This window comes from Variovorax sp. J31P179 (assembly GCF_030316985.1).
Taxonomy (GTDB): domain Bacteria; phylum Pseudomonadota; class Gammaproteobacteria; order Burkholderiales; family Burkholderiaceae_C; genus Variovorax; species Variovorax ginsengisoli_B.
Genome location: NZ_JASZYL010000003.1, coordinates 265,322 through 282,213 on the forward strand (window position 1 = coordinate 265,322; position 16,892 = coordinate 282,213).

16 protein-coding genes and 1 tRNA gene are annotated in these 16,892 nt (G+C 68.5%); 13 read left to right on the forward strand and 4 right to left on the reverse strand.

The window, feature by feature from the left end; translation table 11 throughout:
- The first annotated feature begins 106 nt into the window (after positions 1-106).
- Genes pncB through QTI17_RS09420 form a run of 5 tightly spaced genes read left to right on the forward strand, consistent with a single transcriptional unit; the run spans position 107 to position 6,251 of the window.
- A complete protein-coding gene (gene pncB / locus QTI17_RS09400) occupies positions 107-1,324 on the forward strand; it encodes a nicotinate phosphoribosyltransferase (protein ID WP_286507398.1) in 1,218 nt (405 codons plus the stop codon).
- Positions 1,321-2,751, forward strand: coding sequence for a sodium:proton antiporter (locus QTI17_RS09405; protein ID WP_286532611.1), 1,431 nt, complete (start codon positions 1,321-1,323; stop codon positions 2,749-2,751). The genes pncB and QTI17_RS09405 overlap by 4 nt, the downstream gene beginning before the upstream one ends.
- A gap of 2 nt (positions 2,752-2,753) precedes the next feature.
- Entirely contained in the window at positions 2,754-3,740 is a 987-nt protein-coding gene (locus QTI17_RS09410; protein WP_286532614.1) for a 2-hydroxyacid dehydrogenase, read from the forward strand.
- Between the two features lie 4 nt (positions 3,741-3,744).
- Entirely contained in the window at positions 3,745-5,079 is a 1,335-nt protein-coding gene (locus tag QTI17_RS09415; RefSeq protein WP_286524533.1) for a DNA recombination protein RmuC, read from the forward strand.
- The gene (locus tag QTI17_RS09420; RefSeq protein ID WP_286532616.1) at positions 5,076-6,251 is read left to right on the forward strand and encodes an MFS transporter; all 1,176 of its coding nucleotides are present in this window, start codon (positions 5,076-5,078) and stop codon (positions 6,249-6,251) included. Before QTI17_RS09415 ends, QTI17_RS09420 begins: the two co-directional genes overlap by 4 nt.
- Here QTI17_RS09420 and QTI17_RS09425 read toward each other — a convergent pair whose 3' ends face one another.
- The 3 genes from QTI17_RS09425 to earP form a co-directional block, all read right to left on the reverse strand.
- Positions 6,252-7,121, reverse strand: coding sequence for an LOG family protein (locus QTI17_RS09425; RefSeq protein ID WP_286532618.1), 870 nt, complete (start codon positions 7,119-7,121; stop codon positions 6,252-6,254).
- Positions 7,122-7,248: 127 nt separating this feature from the next.
- A complete protein-coding gene (gene efp, locus QTI17_RS09430; RefSeq protein WP_286367245.1) occupies positions 7,249-7,803 on the reverse strand; it encodes an elongation factor P in 555 nt (184 codons plus the stop codon).
- 154 nt (positions 7,804-7,957) lie between these two features.
- The gene (earP, locus tag QTI17_RS09435; protein ID WP_286532621.1) at positions 7,958-9,025 is read right to left on the reverse strand and encodes an elongation factor P maturation arginine rhamnosyltransferase EarP; all 1,068 of its coding nucleotides are present in this window, start codon (positions 9,023-9,025) and stop codon (positions 7,958-7,960) included.
- 49 nt (positions 9,026-9,074) lie between these two features.
- Between earP and QTI17_RS09440 the strand changes: the two genes are divergently transcribed.
- The 4 genes from QTI17_RS09440 to QTI17_RS09455 all read left to right on the forward strand — a co-directional run bounded on the left by QTI17_RS09440 (position 9,075) and on the right by QTI17_RS09455 (position 13,286).
- Positions 9,075-9,557: an OsmC family protein gene (locus tag QTI17_RS09440; protein ID WP_286532624.1), complete on the forward strand. Its 483-nt coding sequence runs from the start codon at positions 9,075-9,077 to the stop codon at positions 9,555-9,557.
- Between the two features lie 5 nt (positions 9,558-9,562).
- Entirely contained in the window at positions 9,563-11,530 is a 1,968-nt protein-coding gene (uvrC, locus tag QTI17_RS09445) for an excinuclease ABC subunit UvrC (RefSeq protein ID WP_286532627.1), read from the forward strand.
- A 320-nt stretch (positions 11,531-11,850) separates the two neighbouring features.
- Positions 11,851-12,417 (forward strand): CDP-diacylglycerol--glycerol-3-phosphate 3-phosphatidyltransferase, encoded by a 567-nt coding sequence (gene pgsA / locus QTI17_RS09450; protein ID WP_286532630.1) that lies wholly within the window; start codon positions 11,851-11,853, stop codon positions 12,415-12,417.
- Positions 12,414-13,286: a DMT family transporter gene (locus QTI17_RS09455; protein WP_286532633.1), complete on the forward strand. Its 873-nt coding sequence runs from the start codon at positions 12,414-12,416 to the stop codon at positions 13,284-13,286. The genes pgsA and QTI17_RS09455 overlap by 4 nt, the downstream gene beginning before the upstream one ends.
- On the opposite strand, the gene QTI17_RS09460 is transcribed toward QTI17_RS09455, so the two are convergent.
- On the reverse strand, positions 13,279-14,217 hold the full coding sequence (locus tag QTI17_RS09460) for a LysR family transcriptional regulator (RefSeq protein ID WP_286532634.1): 939 nt from the start codon (positions 14,215-14,217) through the stop codon (positions 13,279-13,281). The genes QTI17_RS09455 and QTI17_RS09460 overlap by 8 nt on opposite strands.
- A 74-nt stretch (positions 14,218-14,291) precedes the next feature.
- On the opposite strand from QTI17_RS09460, the gene QTI17_RS09465 reads away from it, so the two are divergent.
- From QTI17_RS09465 to QTI17_RS09480, 4 genes are all read left to right on the forward strand, one after another.
- Entirely contained in the window at positions 14,292-15,188 is an 897-nt protein-coding gene (locus QTI17_RS09465) for an alpha/beta fold hydrolase (protein ID WP_286532637.1), read from the forward strand.
- A complete protein-coding gene (locus tag QTI17_RS09470; RefSeq protein ID WP_286532639.1) occupies positions 15,185-16,270 on the forward strand; it encodes a tartrate dehydrogenase in 1,086 nt (361 codons plus the stop codon). Before QTI17_RS09465 ends, QTI17_RS09470 begins: the two co-directional genes overlap by 4 nt.
- A gap of 223 nt (positions 16,271-16,493) precedes the next feature.
- Positions 16,494-16,766: an HU family DNA-binding protein gene (locus QTI17_RS09475; protein WP_007830705.1), complete on the forward strand. Its 273-nt coding sequence runs from the start codon at positions 16,494-16,496 to the stop codon at positions 16,764-16,766.
- Positions 16,767-16,784: 18 nt separating this feature from the next.
- Positions 16,785-16,860, forward strand: a tRNA-Val gene (locus QTI17_RS09480).
- Positions 16,861-16,892: the final 32 nt, after the last annotated feature.

Here is a 16,892-nt window from a genome sequence, read left to right on the forward strand (position 1 = left end):
CGCCGTCGCCCCGGTAGGACGCCCGGGGAAGGGGCCGTAGGCACTTGCCGACGCCGCCCGTGATAATCGAACGCACACCGAAATCCGGAGACCAGCGCGCCGCACCATGATCATTCACAGCCTGCTCGATACCGACCTCTACAAGTTCACGATGATGCAGGTGGTCCTGCACCATTTCCCGGGCGCGCGGGTCGAGTACCGTTTCAAGTGCCGCAACCCCGGCATCGACCTGGCGCGCTTCGCCGTCCAGATCCGCGAAGAGGTGCGGCATCTCTGCTCGCTGCAGTTCCGCGAACCCGAACTGAGCTACCTGCGCTCGATGCGCTTCATCAAGAGCGACTTCGTCGACTTCCTCGGGCTGTTCAGGCTCAACGAGAAGTACATCGACATCGTTCCCCAGCCCTCGGGCGAGCTCGAGATCAGCATCAAGGGGCCGTGGCTGCACACCATCCTGTTCGAGATTCCCGTGCTGGCGATCGTCAACGAGGTGTACTTCCGCAATACCCAGCCCCAGCCCGACCTGGCCGAGGGCCGGCGCCGGCTCGAGACCAAGATCGCCCAGCTCCAGGACGACCGGCTGGCCGACCTCAAGATCGCCGACTACGGCACCCGCCGGCGCTTCTCGAAGGACTGGCACGAAGAGGTGCTGCGCACGCTGGTCAGCCGGCTCGGCGCGGTCACGGCGCCGGCGCCGCTGCACGCGATGTCGAAGCTGCCGCAGCTCGCTGGCACCAGCAACGTGCTGTACGCCATGAAGCTCGGCCTGATTCCGCTCGGCACCATGGCGCACGAATACCTGCAGGCCTGCCAGGCGCTCGGCCCCCGGCTGCGCGACAGCCAGGTCTTCGGCTTCGAATCGTGGGCCCGGGAATACCGCGGCGACCTCGGCATCGCGCTGTCGGACGTCTACGGCATGAGCGCCTTCCTGCGCGACTTCGACCTCTATTTCTGCAAGCTCTTCGACGGTGCGCGCCACGACAGCGGTGACCCATTCCAGTGGGGCGAGCGGATGCTGGCCCACTACCTCGCGAGCCGGGTCGACCCCCTGACCAAGACCCTGATCTTCAGCGATGGCCTCACGGTGCCCAAGACCATCGAGCTGTACCAGCAGTTCCGCGGCCGCTGCCAGCTGGCCTTCGGCATCGGCACCAACCTGACCAACGACCTCGGCTACGAGCCGCTGCAGATCGTCATCAAGATGATCCGCTGCAACGACCAGCCGGTGGCCAAGCTCTCCGACACGCCGTCCAAGAACATGTGCGAGGACGAACGCTACCTGGCCTACCTGCGGCAGGTCTTCGAGATCGAGCAGCCTGCGGCATGAGGGCGCCGATCCGCTGCGGCCGCTGGCTGCGAATCGGGGTGGCCGGTGCGTCGACCCTGGCGTTTCCGGCGCTTGCCGCCGCCGCCGAGTTCGACGGCGGCAGCCTGTCGCCGCTGTGGGGCCTGCCCTTCGCCGGCATCCTGTTGTCGATCGCGCTGCTGCCGCTGCTGGCGCCCTCGTTCTGGCACCACCACTACGGCAAGGTGTCGGCCGCCTGGTCGCTGGCCTTCCTGCTGCCCTTCGGGCTGATCTACGGCGCCCCCCAGGCCGGGGCCCAGCTGGTCCATGCGCTGGTGGCCGAATACATCCCGTTCATCATCCTGCTCACGGCCCTGTTCGCGGTCGCCGGCGGCATCCATATCCGCGGCAACCTGCGCGGCTCGGCCGGCCTGAACACGGCGATCCTCGCGATCGGGGCGGTGCTCGCCAGCCTGATGGGCACCACCGGCGCCTCGATGCTGCTGATCCGGCCGCTGATCCGTGCCAACGACGACCGCAAGCACAAGGTGCACGTGGTCGTGTTCTTCATCTTCATCGTGTCGAACGTCGGCGGGTCGCTGACGCCGCTGGGCGATCCGCCGCTGTTCCTCGGCTTCCTCAAGGGCGTCGATTTCTTCTGGACCGCGAAGAACATCTTTCCCGACACGCTGTTCGTGGTCGGCGCGCTGCTGGCCCTGTTCTATGCGCTCGACCGCTGGTACTTCCGCCACGAAGGCGTCACGCCCTTCGACCCGACCCCCGACACCGGCGGCATCGGCTTCGACGGCGCCGTCAACTTCTGGCTGCTGGGCGGCGTGCTCTTCCTGGTGCTGCTGAGCGGCGTCTGGAAGTCGCCGCTGGGCTTCGACATCCACGGCACCTGGGTCGGCCTGCCGGGCCTGGTGCGCGACGTCGGGCTGGTGGCGCTGACCTTGCTGTCGCTCAAGCTCACCGCGCCCAAGGTCCATGCCGACAACCAGTTCGGCTGGGGCCCGATGGCCGAGGTGGCCAAGCTGTTCGCGGGCATCTTCCTGACCATCGTGCCGGTGATCGCGATGCTGAAGGCCGGCCTCCATGGCCCGTTCGGCGCCATCGTCTCGGCCGTCACCCGGCCCGACGGCCAACCCGACCCGGCGATGTACTTCTGGGCCACCGGCATCCTGAGCTCCTTCCTCGACAATGCGCCGACCTACCTGGTGTTCTTCAACACCGCGGGCGGCGACCCGCAGGCGCTGATGACCACCTATGCGACGACACTGGCGGCGATCTCGGCCGGTGCCGTTTTCATGGGCGCCAACACCTACATCGGCAACGCGCCCAACCTGATGGTCAAGGCCATCGCGGAGAGCCGCGGCGTGCGCATGCCGAGCTTCTTCGGCTACATGCTGTGGTCGGGCGCGATCCTGATCCCGCTGTTCATCCTCACCACCTTCATCTTCTTCCGCTGACCATGACCCAAGCCAAAGTCCTCGTCGCCCGTTCGATCTTCCCCGAGACCATCGCCCGGCTCCAGGCCCACTTCGACGTCGAGGCCAACCAGGCCGACGACGACTGGAGCGCGGCCCAGCTGATCGAGAAGCTGCAGGGCAAGCAGGGCGTCTTCACCACCGGCAGCGAGCGCATCGACGGCGCGCTGCTCGCGGCCTGCCCCGACCTGAAGATCTGCGCCAACATGGCCGTGGGCTACAACAACTTCGACCTCGACGCCATGACCGCGCGCGGCGTGCTGGGCACCAATGCGCCCGACGTGCTGACCGAGACCACGGCCGACTTCGGCTTCGCGCTGCTGATGGCCACGGCGCGGCGGATTGCCGAAAGCGAGCATTTCCTGCGCGCAGGCCAGTGGAAGAAGTGGCGCTACGACATGTTCTCGGGCTCCGACATCCATGGCTCCACGCTCGGCATCATCGGCATGGGACGCATCGGGCAGGGCATCGCGAAGCGCGGTGCGCTCGGCTTCGGCATGAAGGTGATCTATCACAACCGTTCGCGGCTCGATGCCGCGCTCGAAGCCGAGTGCAAGGCCAGCTACGTCGGCAAGGAAGAGCTCCTCAAGACTGCTGACCACGTCGTCCTGGTGGTGCCCTACACGCCGGCTTCCCACCACACCATCGGCGCCGCAGAACTGGCGCTGATGAAGCCGACCGCGACCTTGGTCAACATCGCGCGCGGCGGCATCGTCGACGACGCCGCGCTGGCCGTTGCGCTGCGCGAGCGCCGCATCGCCGCCGCCGGCCTCGACGTCTTCGAGGGCGAACCCAAGGTGCACCCCGACCTGCTGACCGTTCCCAATGTGGTGCTGACGCCCCACATCGCGAGCGCCACCGTGCCGACCCGCCGGGCCATGGCCGATCTCGCGGTCGACAACCTGATCGGCTTCCTGGTCGACGGCAAGCCGGTGACGCCGCTGAACCCCGCGGTGCTGGGGGCACGCTGAGCCCGTGACCGAGACCTGGATCCTGCTGGCCCTCGCGGCCTTGAATATTGTCCTCCTGCTGTGGCTGCTGCTGCGGCCCGCACCGCCTTCCGACCATTCGGCGCTTCTGGCCAGCAACGAGCGCATCGAACGCGAACTGCGCCATGAGATCGGCGAATCGTCGCGCGGCGCGCGCCAGGAAAGCGCGCAGGCCTTCGCCACCTTCCAGCGCGCCTTGCTGCACCAGGGGGCGGAGTCCACGCGCACCCAGAACGCCCAGATCGACGCCTTCGCGCAGCAGCTCGCGCTGTTGCAGAAGACGCTGGCCGACACCCTCAACACCCAGCTCCAGGGGCTGTCCGAGTCCAACGCCCGCCGGCTCGCCGAGGTGCGCGCGACGATGGAAACCCAGCTCGCGCAGCTGCAGCAGAGCAACACTGCCAAGCTCGACGAGATGCGCCAGACCGTCGACGAGAAGCTGCAGAGCACGCTCGAGGCGCGGCTCGGCGAGAGCTTCAAGCAGGTGGCCGAGCGGCTCGAGCAGGTGCACAAGGGGCTGGGCGAGATGCAGTCGCTGGCGGTGGGCGTTGGCAGCCTCCAGCGGGTGCTGACCAACGTCAAGACCCGCGGCGTGTTCGGCGAAGTGCAGCTCGAGGCGCTGCTCGAGCAGGTGCTGACGGCCGAGCAGTTCGCCCGCCAGGTCGAGACCAAGCCGCGCAGCGGCCAGCGGGTCGATTTCGCGGTCCGCTTCCCGGGCCGCGGCGGCGACGGCGCGCCGGTCTGGCTGCCGATCGACGCCAAGTTTCCGCGCGACGACTACGAGCGCCTGATCGACGCCCACGAGCGGGCCGACGCAGCGGCCGCCGAGCTGGCCGCCAAGGCGCTCGAGGCGCGCATCCGCAGCGAGGCCAAGTCGATCGCCGACAACTACCTGGCGGCGCCGCACACCACCGATTTCGCGATCCTGTTCCTGCCGGTCGAGAGCCTCTACGCCGAGGTGCTGCGCCGGCCCGGCCTGATGGATGCCATCCAGCGCCAGCATCGCGTGACGCTGGCCGGCCCGACCACGCTGCTGGCCATGCTCAACAGCCTGCACATGGGCTTTCGCACGCTGGCGCTGGAGCACCAGGCGTCCGAGGTCTGGAAGGTGCTGGGCGCGGTCAAGACCGAATTCGAGCGCTACGGCGAATGGGTGGCGCGCATCAAGGAGCAGGTGGCCAAGGCCTCCGACACGCTCGACAAGGCCGACACCCGGGCCCGGCAGATGCGGCTGGCGCTGCGCAAGGTCGAGGCGCTGCCCGAGGCGCAGACCCAGGCCTTGCTGCCGCAGGCCGACGACGAGGACGCCGCCGCCCCGTGAACCCTGGATTGCTTCGCCTGATCCTGGCGCAGGTCTGCCTGCATGCCGCGATGACGGGCACCCGGCTGGCGGCCCCGCTGCTGGCCTTGCGCGACGGCTACAGTCCGGCGGCCGTCGGGATGCTGCTGGCGCTGTTCGCGCTGACCCAGGTGTTCCTGGCGCTGCCCGCCGGCCGCTTCGCCGACCGGCACGGGCTGCGGCTGCCGCTCACGATCGCAGTCGTGGCGGCGACCACGGGTGCGGCGCTGGCCGGGGCTTTCCCGGTGTTCCCGGTGCTCTGCGTGGCCGCTCTGCTGACGGGCGGCGCGACCGGCATCGCCGTGATCGCGCTGCAGCGCCATGTCGGCCGCGCGGCCACCAACCCGACCCAGCTCAAGCAGGTGTTCAGCTGGCTGGCGATCGCGCCGGCCGCGGCCAACTTCGTCGGCCCCTTCGCCACCGGGCTGCTGATCGACCACGCCGGCCCGGTGCCCGGAGACATGATCGGTTTTCGCGTGGCCTTCGCGCTGCTGGCGCTGCTGCCCATCGCCTGCTGGCTGCTGGCGCGCGGCACCGTCGAGTTGCCGCACATCAGCCTGCCGGCCGGCGCGCCCAGGCCGCGCGCCTGGGACCTGCTGGCCCAGCCGATGTTCAGGCGGCTGCTGTTCGTCAACTGGATGCAGTCGGCCGCCTGGGATGTCCATACCTTCGTGCTCCCGCTGCTCGGTCACGAGCGCGGCCTGAGCGCGTCGATGATCGGATCGATCCTCGGCGCCTTCGCGGTCGCGGCGGCCGCCATCCGCGTCGTGCTGCCGCTGGTCGCATCGCGTTTCAGCGAGCGCAGCGTGATCGCGGCATCGAACGTGGTCACGGCGCTGGTCTTCGCGGTCTATCCGCTGATGACCAGCGCGCTCGGCATGGGCGCCTGCTCGGTGGTGCTCGGCATCGCCCTCGGCGCCGTGCAGCCGATGGTGATGAGCATGCTGCACCAGATCACGCCGCATGCGCGCCACGGCGAGGCGCTCGGCCTGCGCGTGATGACGCTCAACGCCTCGAGCGTGGCGATGCCGATGCTGTTCGGCGCCGCCGGCGCGCTGATCGGCGTCGCCGGCGTGTTCTGGATCGTCGGCGGCGTGGTGGCCGCGGGCACTCGCTCGGTGTGGGGCCTGCAGGTGCCGCCGCGCGGCGAGTAGCTACAGCTTGTAGAAGGTCTTGATGTAGTTCCAGGCGTCCTGGGGCGCGTCGACGTACTCGATCAGCTTCACGTCGTTGGGCGAGATCACGCCTTCCTCGGCCAGGAACTCGAAGTTGATGAGCTGCTTCCAGTAGTCCGAGCCGAACAGCACGATCGGCACCGGCTTGGCCTTCTTGGTCTGCACCAGCGTGATGACCTCGAACAGCTCGTCGAGCGTGCCGAAGCCGCCCGGGAAGGCCACCAGCGCCTTCGCCCGCATCATGAAATGCATCTTGCGGATCGCGAAGTAGTGGAACTTGAAGCTCAGCGCCGGCGTCACGTAGGGATTGGCTTCTTCTTCCATCGGCAGCGCGATCGCCAGCCCGACCGACAGACCGCCGCCCTCGTAGGCGCCGCGGTTGGCGGCCTGCATGATGCCGGGCCCGCCGCCGGTGCAGACGAAGAGCTTGTCCTGCGGTTCACGGTCGTTGCTGTACTGCGCCACCAGCTTGCCGAAGGCGCGCGCCTTCTCGTAGTAGTGCGAGCTGCGCGCCAGCTTGCGCCAGCGGTCTGCGGCCACGCTGTCGCCGGCGGCCTCGGCCTGGGCGATCAGCGCGCCCGATTCCTCCTCGCTGCGGAAGCGCGCGCTGCCGAACACCACCACCGTGTTCTCGATGCCGTGGGCGCGCATCTCGAGGTCGGGTTTCATGAGTTCGAGCTGCATGCGCAGGCCGCGGGTTTCGCGCCGCAGCAGGAATTCCGGGTCGGCGAAGGCCAGCCGCGAAGGATCGGTGTGCAGCGGCAGTCCCTTGTCCGAATGGGCCTGCAGGGTGGCCCAGGCGTCGGCGAGCCGCTTGTCGTGAAGGTCGTGAGTGCTGTGGTTGTCCATGGTCGTGCGGGGGAAGGCGGATTCTGGATTGTGCGCGTTGCAGGTTTCGGGCCCGTTGCGGCCGCGCATCAGGGACCGGGACGCAAAAAAGGCTCCCGCGGGAGCCTTTTTGCAGGGTGGCGGTCGGTCAGACGCGCTTGCGGTATTCGCCGGTGCGGGTGTCGATTTCGATCTTGTCGCCCTGGGCGACGAACAGCGGCACGCCGATCTCGAAGCCGGTCGAGATCTTGGCCGGCTTCATGACCTTGCCCGAGGTGTCGCCCTTGACGGCCGGCTCGGTCCAGGTGATTTCGCGCTCGACGCTGGTCGGCAGTTCGACCGAGATCGCCTTGCCGTCGTAGAACACCACTTCGACCGGCATGCCGTCTTCGAGGTAGTTGAGCGAGTCGCCCATGTTCTCGGCTTCGACTTCGTACTGGTTGTACTCGGTGTCCATGCAGACGTACATCGGGTCGGCGAAGTAGGAGTAGGTGCACTCCTTCTTGTCGAGCACGATCTGGTCGATCTTGTCGTCGGCCTTGAACACCACTTCGGTGTTGAAGTTGGCGATCAGGCTCTTGAGCTTCATGCGCACGGTGGCGGAATTGCGGCCGCCACGGCTGTATTCGGTCTTCAGGACGACCATCGGGTCCTTGCCATGCATGATCACGTTGCCAGCGCGGATTTCTTGAGCGATTTTCATAATCAGGGTCTCTGGATGTTGGCCGCTCGTGCACTGTAGGGCTCGGCCCTCTGGCGCATTCACCGCGGCGGGTTCAGCGGAAGCTTCGATCGGCGTTCGGTCCAGGGGACACCTGGGTCGGAAGCGCCGTCGGAATTCCGCAAAGCCCGCAATTTTAGCTTTTTTGGGCGACGAATCGCCGAAGTCGGGTCAAAAGGTCGTCCTGCGCGAGCAACCGGGCGCGCGCCGCCTCCGTGGTTTCGGCCCAGGACGCCAAGGTGGCGGGGTCCAGGAGAGGCAGGTCGCCGTCCTGGATGCCGCTCCACAGGTGATGAAAGCCGCGCAGCGTCGGCGGCGCCTGCAGCCAGTCCAGGAAGGCGTCCAGTTTCTCGTGGTGGGCGTCGTCGTCCTGCGGATAGATCTGCCAGACGAAGGGGGCGCCGGCCCAGAGCGCACGCACCAGCGAATCCTCGCCGCGCACGAAGTTCAGGTCGCAGGCCCACAGCAGGTGGTCGAACTCCGGCTGCGGCAGGGTGGGCAGCCAGCTGATGGCGAGGGCGCCGCGCCGGGGCGGGCCGGGCGGCAGGGCGGCCGCGGCGCGCCCGGCGGTGACCAGCAGGCGGGTCGGCTCGGCCGCGCGCTCGAATTGCGCCAGCAGCGCCTCGAGGGCCGGCGGTTCGTAGCAGAACAGCGAGACCACCCGCTCGCCCTGCCAGTCGATGCCCTGGCGTCGGAACCAGGCGGCGCGGTCGAAGCGGGCGCGTCGCCCCATGAGGTCCGGCCCGCGCAGCAGCCCGCCCGTGCGCTCGGTGAACCCCGGGTAGAAGAAATACTTGGTCAGGCCCGCGCCGGGGGCCCGGAACACGGGGGAGGGCAGGCCGTGCAGGCGTTCGACGTAGGGCTCTGCGGACAGGTATTCGAGGTTGATCCAGTGGCGGCGGGCGCCCTCATGGCCCGCATGCTCGGCGAAGCGGGCAATGACCTCGGGGGCGGGATCGCAGCCGAAGGCCTCGATCAGCACGTCCGGCGCCGCCTCCGAAGCGGCCCGCGCCGCGTGGGTCGGGGTCCAGGGAACGACCGTGACGCCATCGCATCCGCCGGGTGCCATCCAGGCCAGCGCCGACGGGTCGTCGATCCAAAGGCGGACGGTGTCGTCCGGACCGGCCAGCGATGTGGCCAGCCGCCAGCAGACGCCTACGTCGCCATGGTTGTCGATCACCTTGCAGAAAATGTCCCAGCGCATCGCGGGATACTCTACAGCCCTCCACCCGAAGACACCGGAGACAGCCCCCATGTCACAACACTCGGCCGACATCCTCTGGCAGCGCGGCGACCAGGATTTTCTCGGCAACCGCTACAGCCGCCGCCACGCCATCCGTTTCGACGGCGGTGCCGAATGGCTGGGCTCGTCCTCGCCGCACGTGGTGCCCGTGCCGCTGTCGGACGCCGCCGCGGTCGATCCCGAAGAAGCCTTCGTCGCCTCGCTGTCGAGCTGCCACATGCTGTGGTTCCTGTCGATCGCGGCCTCGCGCGGCTTCTGCGTCGAGCGCTACGCCGATCACGCCAGCGGCAAGATGGGCCGCAATGCCGAAGGCAAGATCGCGATGACCGTCGTCACCTTGCGTCCCGAGGTGCAGTTCTCGGGCCAGAGCCAGCCGTCGACGGAACAACACGAGGCGATGCACCACTCGGCACATGACCAGTGCTTCATCGCCAACTCGGTCAAGACGGACGTGCGCTGCGAGCCGGTGATCGCGGCCTCCTCGCAACCCTGAGAACGATGCCTGAGACCCCTTCCGTCCATTCCGACCAACTGCTCAGCGAAGTGGCGGCCCTGCCGCAGCTGCCGGGCGTCTACCGCTACTTCGACGCCCAGGGCGGCGTGCTCTACGTCGGCAAGGCGCGCAACCTCAAGAAGCGGGTCGCGAACTATTTCCAGAAGAGCCACGGCGGCACGCGCATCGGCCACATGATCTCGAAGATCGCCCGCATGGAGACCACCGTGGTGCGCTCCGAGGCCGAGGCGCTGCTGCTCGAGAACAACCTCATCAAGTCGCTCAAGCCGCGCTACAACATTCTTTTTCGCGACGACAAGAGCTACCCTTATCTCAAGATCGCGTCGCACGAGTTCCCCAGGCTGGCCTACTACCGGGGCTCGGTCGATCGCAAGCACCGCTATTTCGGCCCGTACCCCAGCGCATGGGCGGTGAAAGAATCGATCCAGCTGCTGCAGAAGGTCTTCAAGCTGCGCACCTGCGAAGACACGGTCTACGCCAACCGCGCCCGGCCGTGCCTGCTCTACCAGATCAAGCGCTGCACCGCGCCCTGCGTCGGCCACATCACGCCCGAGGCCTATGCCCAGGACGTGGCCAACGCCGAGGCCTTCCTGATGGGCGACACGCAGGCCGTCCTGACCCAGCTCGAGGCGCGCATGATGGCGCATGCCGAGAAGCTCGAGTTCGAGCAGGCGGCCGAGCTGCGCAACCAGATGTCGGCCCTGTCGCGCGTGCTGCACCAGCAGTCGATCGAGATCGCTTCCGACAAGGACGTCGACATCCTGGCGGTCAAGGTGCAGGGCGGCAAGGCCTGCGTGAACCTCGCCATGGTGCGGGGCGGGCGGCATCTGGGCGACCGGGCCTACTTCCCGGTGCATGTCGAGGATGCCGCGCAGATGCAGCACGCCGAGGGCGAGGGCGACGACGGCCCGCCGCCGCCGGCCGACGCGGTCGAGGTGCAGGTGCTCGAGGCCTTCATCGCCCAGCACTACATCGACGTCCCGGTGCCGGCCACGCTGGTGCTCAGCGAGCTCGTCAGCCGCGAGCTGATCGAGGCCGTGTCGCAGCAGTCGGGCACCCGTGTCACGGCGGTCTTCCAGCCGCGCGAGCAGCGCCGCCATTGGCTCGAGATGGCGACCAAGAACGCCGGGCTGCAACTGGCCCGCCTGCTGGCCGAAGAAGGCTCGCAGCAGGCCCGCACGCGGGCGCTGGTCGATGCGCTCGAACTGGCGCCCGACGACCTCGACAATTTCCGCGTCGAGTGCTTCGACATCTCGCACACCGCTGGCGAGGCGACCCAGGCCTCGTGCGTGGTGTTCGAGCACCACGCCATGCAGAACCGCGAATACCGGCGCTACAACATCGAAGGCATCACGCCGGGCGACGACTACGCCGCGATGCGCCAGGTGCTGCACCGGCGCTACGGCAAGCTGGCCGAGGCGATGGCGGCCGAGACCGAGGCGCCGCCGGCCGGCGATGCCGCGGGCGTCGGCACCGACGCCAAGCCGGGCACGCGGACCGCGCGGATGCCGGAGCTGGTGCTGGTCGATGGCGGCAAGGGCCAGGTGTCGATGGCGCGCGAGGTGTTCAGCGAGCTGGGCCTGCCGCTGTCGCTGATCGTCGGCGTCGAGAAGGGCGAGGGCCGCAAGGTCGGCCTCGAGGAACTGGTGTTCGCCGATGGCCGCGAGAAGGTCTACCTGGGCCGCGACTCCGCGGCGCTGATGCTGGTGGCGCAGATCCGCGACGAGGCGCATCGCTTCGCCATCACCGGCATGCGCGCCAAGCGCGCCAAGGTGCGGGTCGGCGGCAGCCAGCTCGAAGACATCCCGGGCATCGGCCCGAAGCGGCGCGCGCGCCTGCTGCAGCGCTTCGGCGGCATCCGCGGCGTGGCGGCGGCGAGCGTGGAGGACATCGCGTCGGTCGATGGCATCGCCTTCGACCTGGCCGAAGAGATCTACCGCGCTTTGCACTAGGCCTGCGGCCCCCTTGGGGAGCGTGGGGGCGATCCAGGCCGGCGCCGGGCCGCCCCAAGGCGGCCTGCGGCCCCCTTGGGGGGCAGCGAGCCACACGAAGTGAGGGAGCGTGGGGGCGATCCAGGCCGGCGCCGGGCCGCCCCAAGGCGGCCTGCGGCCCCCTTGGGGGGCAGCGACCCACACGAAGTGAGGGAGCGTGGGGGCGATCCAGGCCGGCGCCGGGCCGCCCCAAGGCGGCCTGCGGCCCCCTCGGGGGGCAGCGAGCCACACGCAGTGGGGGAGCGTGGGGGCGATTCCTCCGGCCCCTATACTCCAGCGCAATGTTCTGGACTCTGCCAACGATCATGACCTGGACGCGCATCGTCGCGATCCCCCTGATCGTGGGCGTGTTCTATCTGCCGCTGGACGTGCCGATGCGCAACTGGATCGCGACGGTGATGTTCATCGTCTTCGCGGCCACCGACTGGCTCGACGGTTTCCTGGCGCGCCGGCTCAAGCAGACCTCGGCCTTCGGCGCCTTCCTCGATCCGGTGGCCGACAAGTTCCTGGTCTGCGCCTCGCTCCTGGTGCTGGTCCACCTGAACCGCGCCGACGTCTTCGTGGCGCTGATCATCATCGGCCGCGAGATCGCGATCTCCGCCCTGCGCGAATGGATGGCGCAGATCGGCGCCAGCAAGAGCGTGGCGGTCCACATGGTCGGCAAGGTGAAGACCGTGGTGCAGATGGTCGCGATCCCGTTCCTGCTGTTCGACGGCGTGCTGTTCGGCTGGATCGACACCGGCACCTGGGGCCAATGGCTGATCTGGCTGTCGGCCGTGCTCACCGTCTGGTCGATGGTCTACTACCTGCAAAAGGCGATCCCCGAAATCCGGGCCCGCGCGAAATGAGCGCTGCGGCCCGGTCGACGGGCTGGCTGCGGGCCATGCCGGCGGTATTCGTGCTGATCTGGAGCACCGGCTTCATCGTGGCGCGCTTCGGCATGCCCCATGCGCCGCCGCTCAAGTTCCTCGCCGTGCGCTATGCGCTCTCGATGGTCTGCTTCCTGGTCTGGGTCCGCTGGGCCCGCGTCGCGTGGCCGCGCGATCGTCGCCAGTGGGGGCATCTCGCCGTCATCGGCGTCTTGATGCAGGCCGGCTACCTCGGCGGCGTCTGGGCCGCGGTGCGGGCCGGCATGGGGTCCGGGCTGGTCGCGCTGCTGGTCGGTATCCAGCCGGTGCTGACCGCCGTCTGGCTCAGCATGTTCGGCGGCCGGATCACGCGGCGCCAATGGACCGGGCTGCTGCTCGGATTCGGCGGCCTGGTGCTGGTCGTGTCGCGCAAGCTCGGGCAGGGCGGGGAGGTCAGCGCACTGACCATGGGGCTGGCCTTGCTGGCGCTGTTGTCGATCACCGCCGGCACGCTGTACCAGAAGCGTTTTCTCGCGCCCTGCGACGTCCGCAGCGCCAGCGCGATCCAGATGGCCGCAGCCTTGATCGTCACCTTGCCGTTCGCGGCGCTCGAGCCCGACAGCATTCACTGGAACCTGGCCTCGGGCGGCGCCATGGCGTGGTCGGTGCTCGCGCTGTCGCTGGGCGGCAGTTCGCTGCTCTACATGCTGATCCAGCGCGGCACCGCCACCGCGGTGACCAGCCTGCTCTACCTGGTGCCGCCGTGCACGGCCGTGATGGCCTGGCTGCTGTTCGCGGAACCGATCACCGCCCTGACCCTGGCCGGCATCGCGATCACCGCGGTGGGCGTCAGCCTGGTCGTCAAGTAGGCCCGACGGCCTTCCACGGCTCGGCCCGAAAACTCTCGACCAGGAAATCGATCAGCAGCCGCACCCGGCGCGGCGTCTTGGGACGCCAGGGTGCGATCCACTGGATGTCGGCATCCGGCATCGCATGCTGAGGCAGCACGCGCACCAGTTCGCCGGAGGCGAGCTGTGGCGCGATGTCCCACAGGCTGCGCAGCATGATGCCGTGGCCCGACAGGCACCAGTCGCGCACCATCTCGCCCGAGTTGCTGGACAGCGGGCCGCGCACCCGCACCCGCGCGGTGCTGCCGTCCCTGGCCTGGCGCAGCGTCCACAGGGCGAACTCGCGCTCGCCGCCGACGCTGTTCTCGCGCGCCACCAGGCAGTCGTGCGCCGCCAGCGCCGCCACGTCGGCCGGCATGCCGCGGCGCGCGAGGTAGTCCGGGCTCGCGGCCAGCACCCGCTGGTTGCGCGCGATGCGCCGGCTGACCCAGTCGCCGGCCAGGCGATGCTGCGGCGCCCAGAGCCAGACCGCGCCGTCGAAGCCCTCGGCGACGAGATCGGGCAGGGCCTCGACCAGCTGCAGCTGGATTTCGAGCCCGGGGTGGCGCTGGTTGAAGCTCGCCAGCGCCGGGCCCAGCCAGCGGCGGCCGAAGCCGAAGGTGCCGGCCAGCCGCACCGGCCCGCTGAGTTCGCTCTGGCGTTCGCCGAGCTCGTTTTCGAGCGCTGCGAAGCCTTCGAGCAGGCCCTTGGCATGCTGGCACACGGTTTCGCCCTCGGCGGTGGCGCTGAGGCGGCGCGTGGTGCGCTCGAACAGCCGCTGGCCGAGCCGGGCCTCCAGCGCGCCCAGGCGCTTGGTCACCACCGACGGGACCACGTCGAGCGCGAGCGCGGCGCCGGCCAGGCTGCCGCGGCTGCGGATCGCCAGCACAAGCTCCAGGTCACTGCGTTCCATTCATGCCATTTCGGAAATTATCAATTGGCCCATTGTTGCTTGATGCCACGAGTGGCGCAACGCACAATCGACCCATGTTCGATGCCTTCACCTCCTTCGACCTGACGCGCAATGGCGTCAAGGTGCATGGCCGCATCGGTGGCCGCGGCGCGCCCCTGCTCCTGCTCCACGGCCATCCGCAGACGCACGCCAACTGGCATCGGGTGGCACCTCGCCTGGCCGAGCAGTTCACGGTCGTCCTGGTCGACCTGCGCGGCTACGGCGACTCGGGCCGGCCGCCCGCCGACGAGGCCCATTCGAACTACAGCAAGCGCGAGATGGCGCTCGATGCGCTGCACGCCATGCGCGCGCATGGCTTCGAACGCTTCGGCGTGCTGGCGCACGACCGCGGCGCGCGCGTCGCCCATCGGCTGGCGGCCGATCACCCGCAAGCGGTCGAGCGGCTGATGCTGCTCGACATCGCGCCGACGCTCGCGATGTACGAGAACACCTCGGAGGCCTTCGCCCGGGCCTACTGGCACTGGTTCTTCCTGATCCAGCCGCCGCCGCTGCCGGAAGCGCTGATCGAGAGCGATCCGGTCCGCTATATCCGCAGCGTGATGGGTGGACGGCACGCGGGTCTCGCGCCTTTCACGCCCGAGGCGCTGGCCGAATACGAACGCTGCGCCGCGATCCCCGGCAGTGCGCAGGCGATCTGCGAGGACTACCGTGCGTCGGCCGGCATCGACCTCGACCACGACCGTGCCGATATCGCCGCCGGCCGCAGGCTGGCACAGCCGCTGCGTGTGCTGTGGGGCGCGCACGGCGCGGTCGGGCGCTCGTTCGACGTGCTGTCGCTGTGGCGCGAGCGGGCCGACGACGTCGCCGGCGGCGCGCTGCCGTGCGGCCACTACATTCCCGAGGAAGCGCCGGCCGAGTTGCTGGCCGAGGCGCTTGCTTTCTTCAACGCGAACCCAAGGATCGAGACATGAGCACCCAACGCATCGCAGTCATCGCCGGCGACGGCATCGGCAAGGAGACCATGCCCGAGGGCCTGCGCGTGCTGGATGCCGTCAGCCGCAAGTTCGGCATCGACCTCAAGTTCGACCATTTCGATTTCTCGAGCTGGGACTATTTCGAGAAGCACGGCAAGATGCTCCCCGACGACTGGAAGGACCAGATCGGCGGCCATGACGCGATCTACTTCGGTGCCGTCGGCTGGCCCGAGAAGATCGCCGACCATGTGTCGCTCTGGGGGTCCCTGCTGCTGTTCCGGCGCGAGTTCGACCAGTACATCAACCTGCGGCCGGCCCGCCTGATGCCCGGCATCGTGGCGCCGGTGGTGCGGCGCGACGGCACGCCGCGCGAACCCGGCGAGATCGACATGTACATCGTGCGCGAGAACACCGAGGGCGAATACTCGAGCATCGGCGGGCGCATGTTCGAAGGCACGGCGCGCGAGATCGTGATCCAGGAAACCGTGATGTCGCGCGTCGGCGTCGACCGGGTGCTGAAGTTCGCCTTCGAGCTGGCTGCGTCGCGGCCGAAGAAACACCTCACGAGCGCGACCAAGTCCAACGGCATCTCGATCACCATGCCCTACTGGGATGAGCGCGTGGCGGCGATGGCGAAGCACTATCCGGGCGTCGCGCTCGACAAGTTCCACATCGACATCCTGACCGCGCACTTCGTGCAGCGGCCCGACTTCTTCGATGTGGTGGTGGCGAGCAACCTGTTCGGCGACATCCTCTCCGATCTCGGCCCGGCCTGCACCGGCACCATCGGCATCGCGCCCAGCGCCAACCTCAACCCCGAACGCACCACGCCGTCGCTGTTCGAGCCGGTGCACGGGTCGGCGCCCGACATCGCCGGGCGGGGCATCGCCAATCCGATCGGCCAGATCTGGTGCGGCGCCATGATGCTGGAGTTCCTGGGCCACAAGGCGGCGCACGACGCCATCCTGGCCGCGATCGAGAAGGTGCTCGCGCCCGGCAGCGGTGCCCCGCGCACACCGGACATCGGCGGAACCGCGCGAACCGCCGATCTGGGCCAGGCCATCGCCGAGGCGCTTTGAAAATCGGTTCGCCAAAACGCCACTAAAATTGCGGTCCTCGCTGCGTTTCACGGGGCTGCGTCGTATTGACACCCCCGAGACCAGTGGTTGTAATCCTTGTCGGCAGCGCGCTGCCGGCGCGTCAGAGCTGCCACCCACCTGCTGTACCCACCCCCGTGGCGTCGCCACGGGGCTGGCGCCGCTTCTGACGACCCTGATCAACAATTTTCTGCAAGGGGCCCTTGTGAACAAAACCGAACTGATTGAGCACATCGCAAAGAACGCCGACATCTCCAAAGCCGCTGCCACGCGGGCACTCGAATCCACGATCGGCGCCATTCGTACCACGCTCAAGAAGGGCGGCTCGGTCTCGCTCGTCGGTTTCGGCACTTTTGCAGTCGGCAAGCGCGCTGCCCGGACCGGTAGGAATCCCCGCACCGGCGACGCGATTAAAATCAAGGCCGCCAAGATTCCCAAGTTCCGTCCCGGCAAGGCGCTCAAAGACGCGCTGAACTGAGACCATCGTTTGAAGGTGGGGTGCTTAGCTCAGTTGGTAGAGCGGCGCTCTTACACGGCGTAGGTCGGGGGTTCGAGCCCCTCAGCACCCACCACCCGATGCAAAGGCGAACGGATCGTTCGCCTT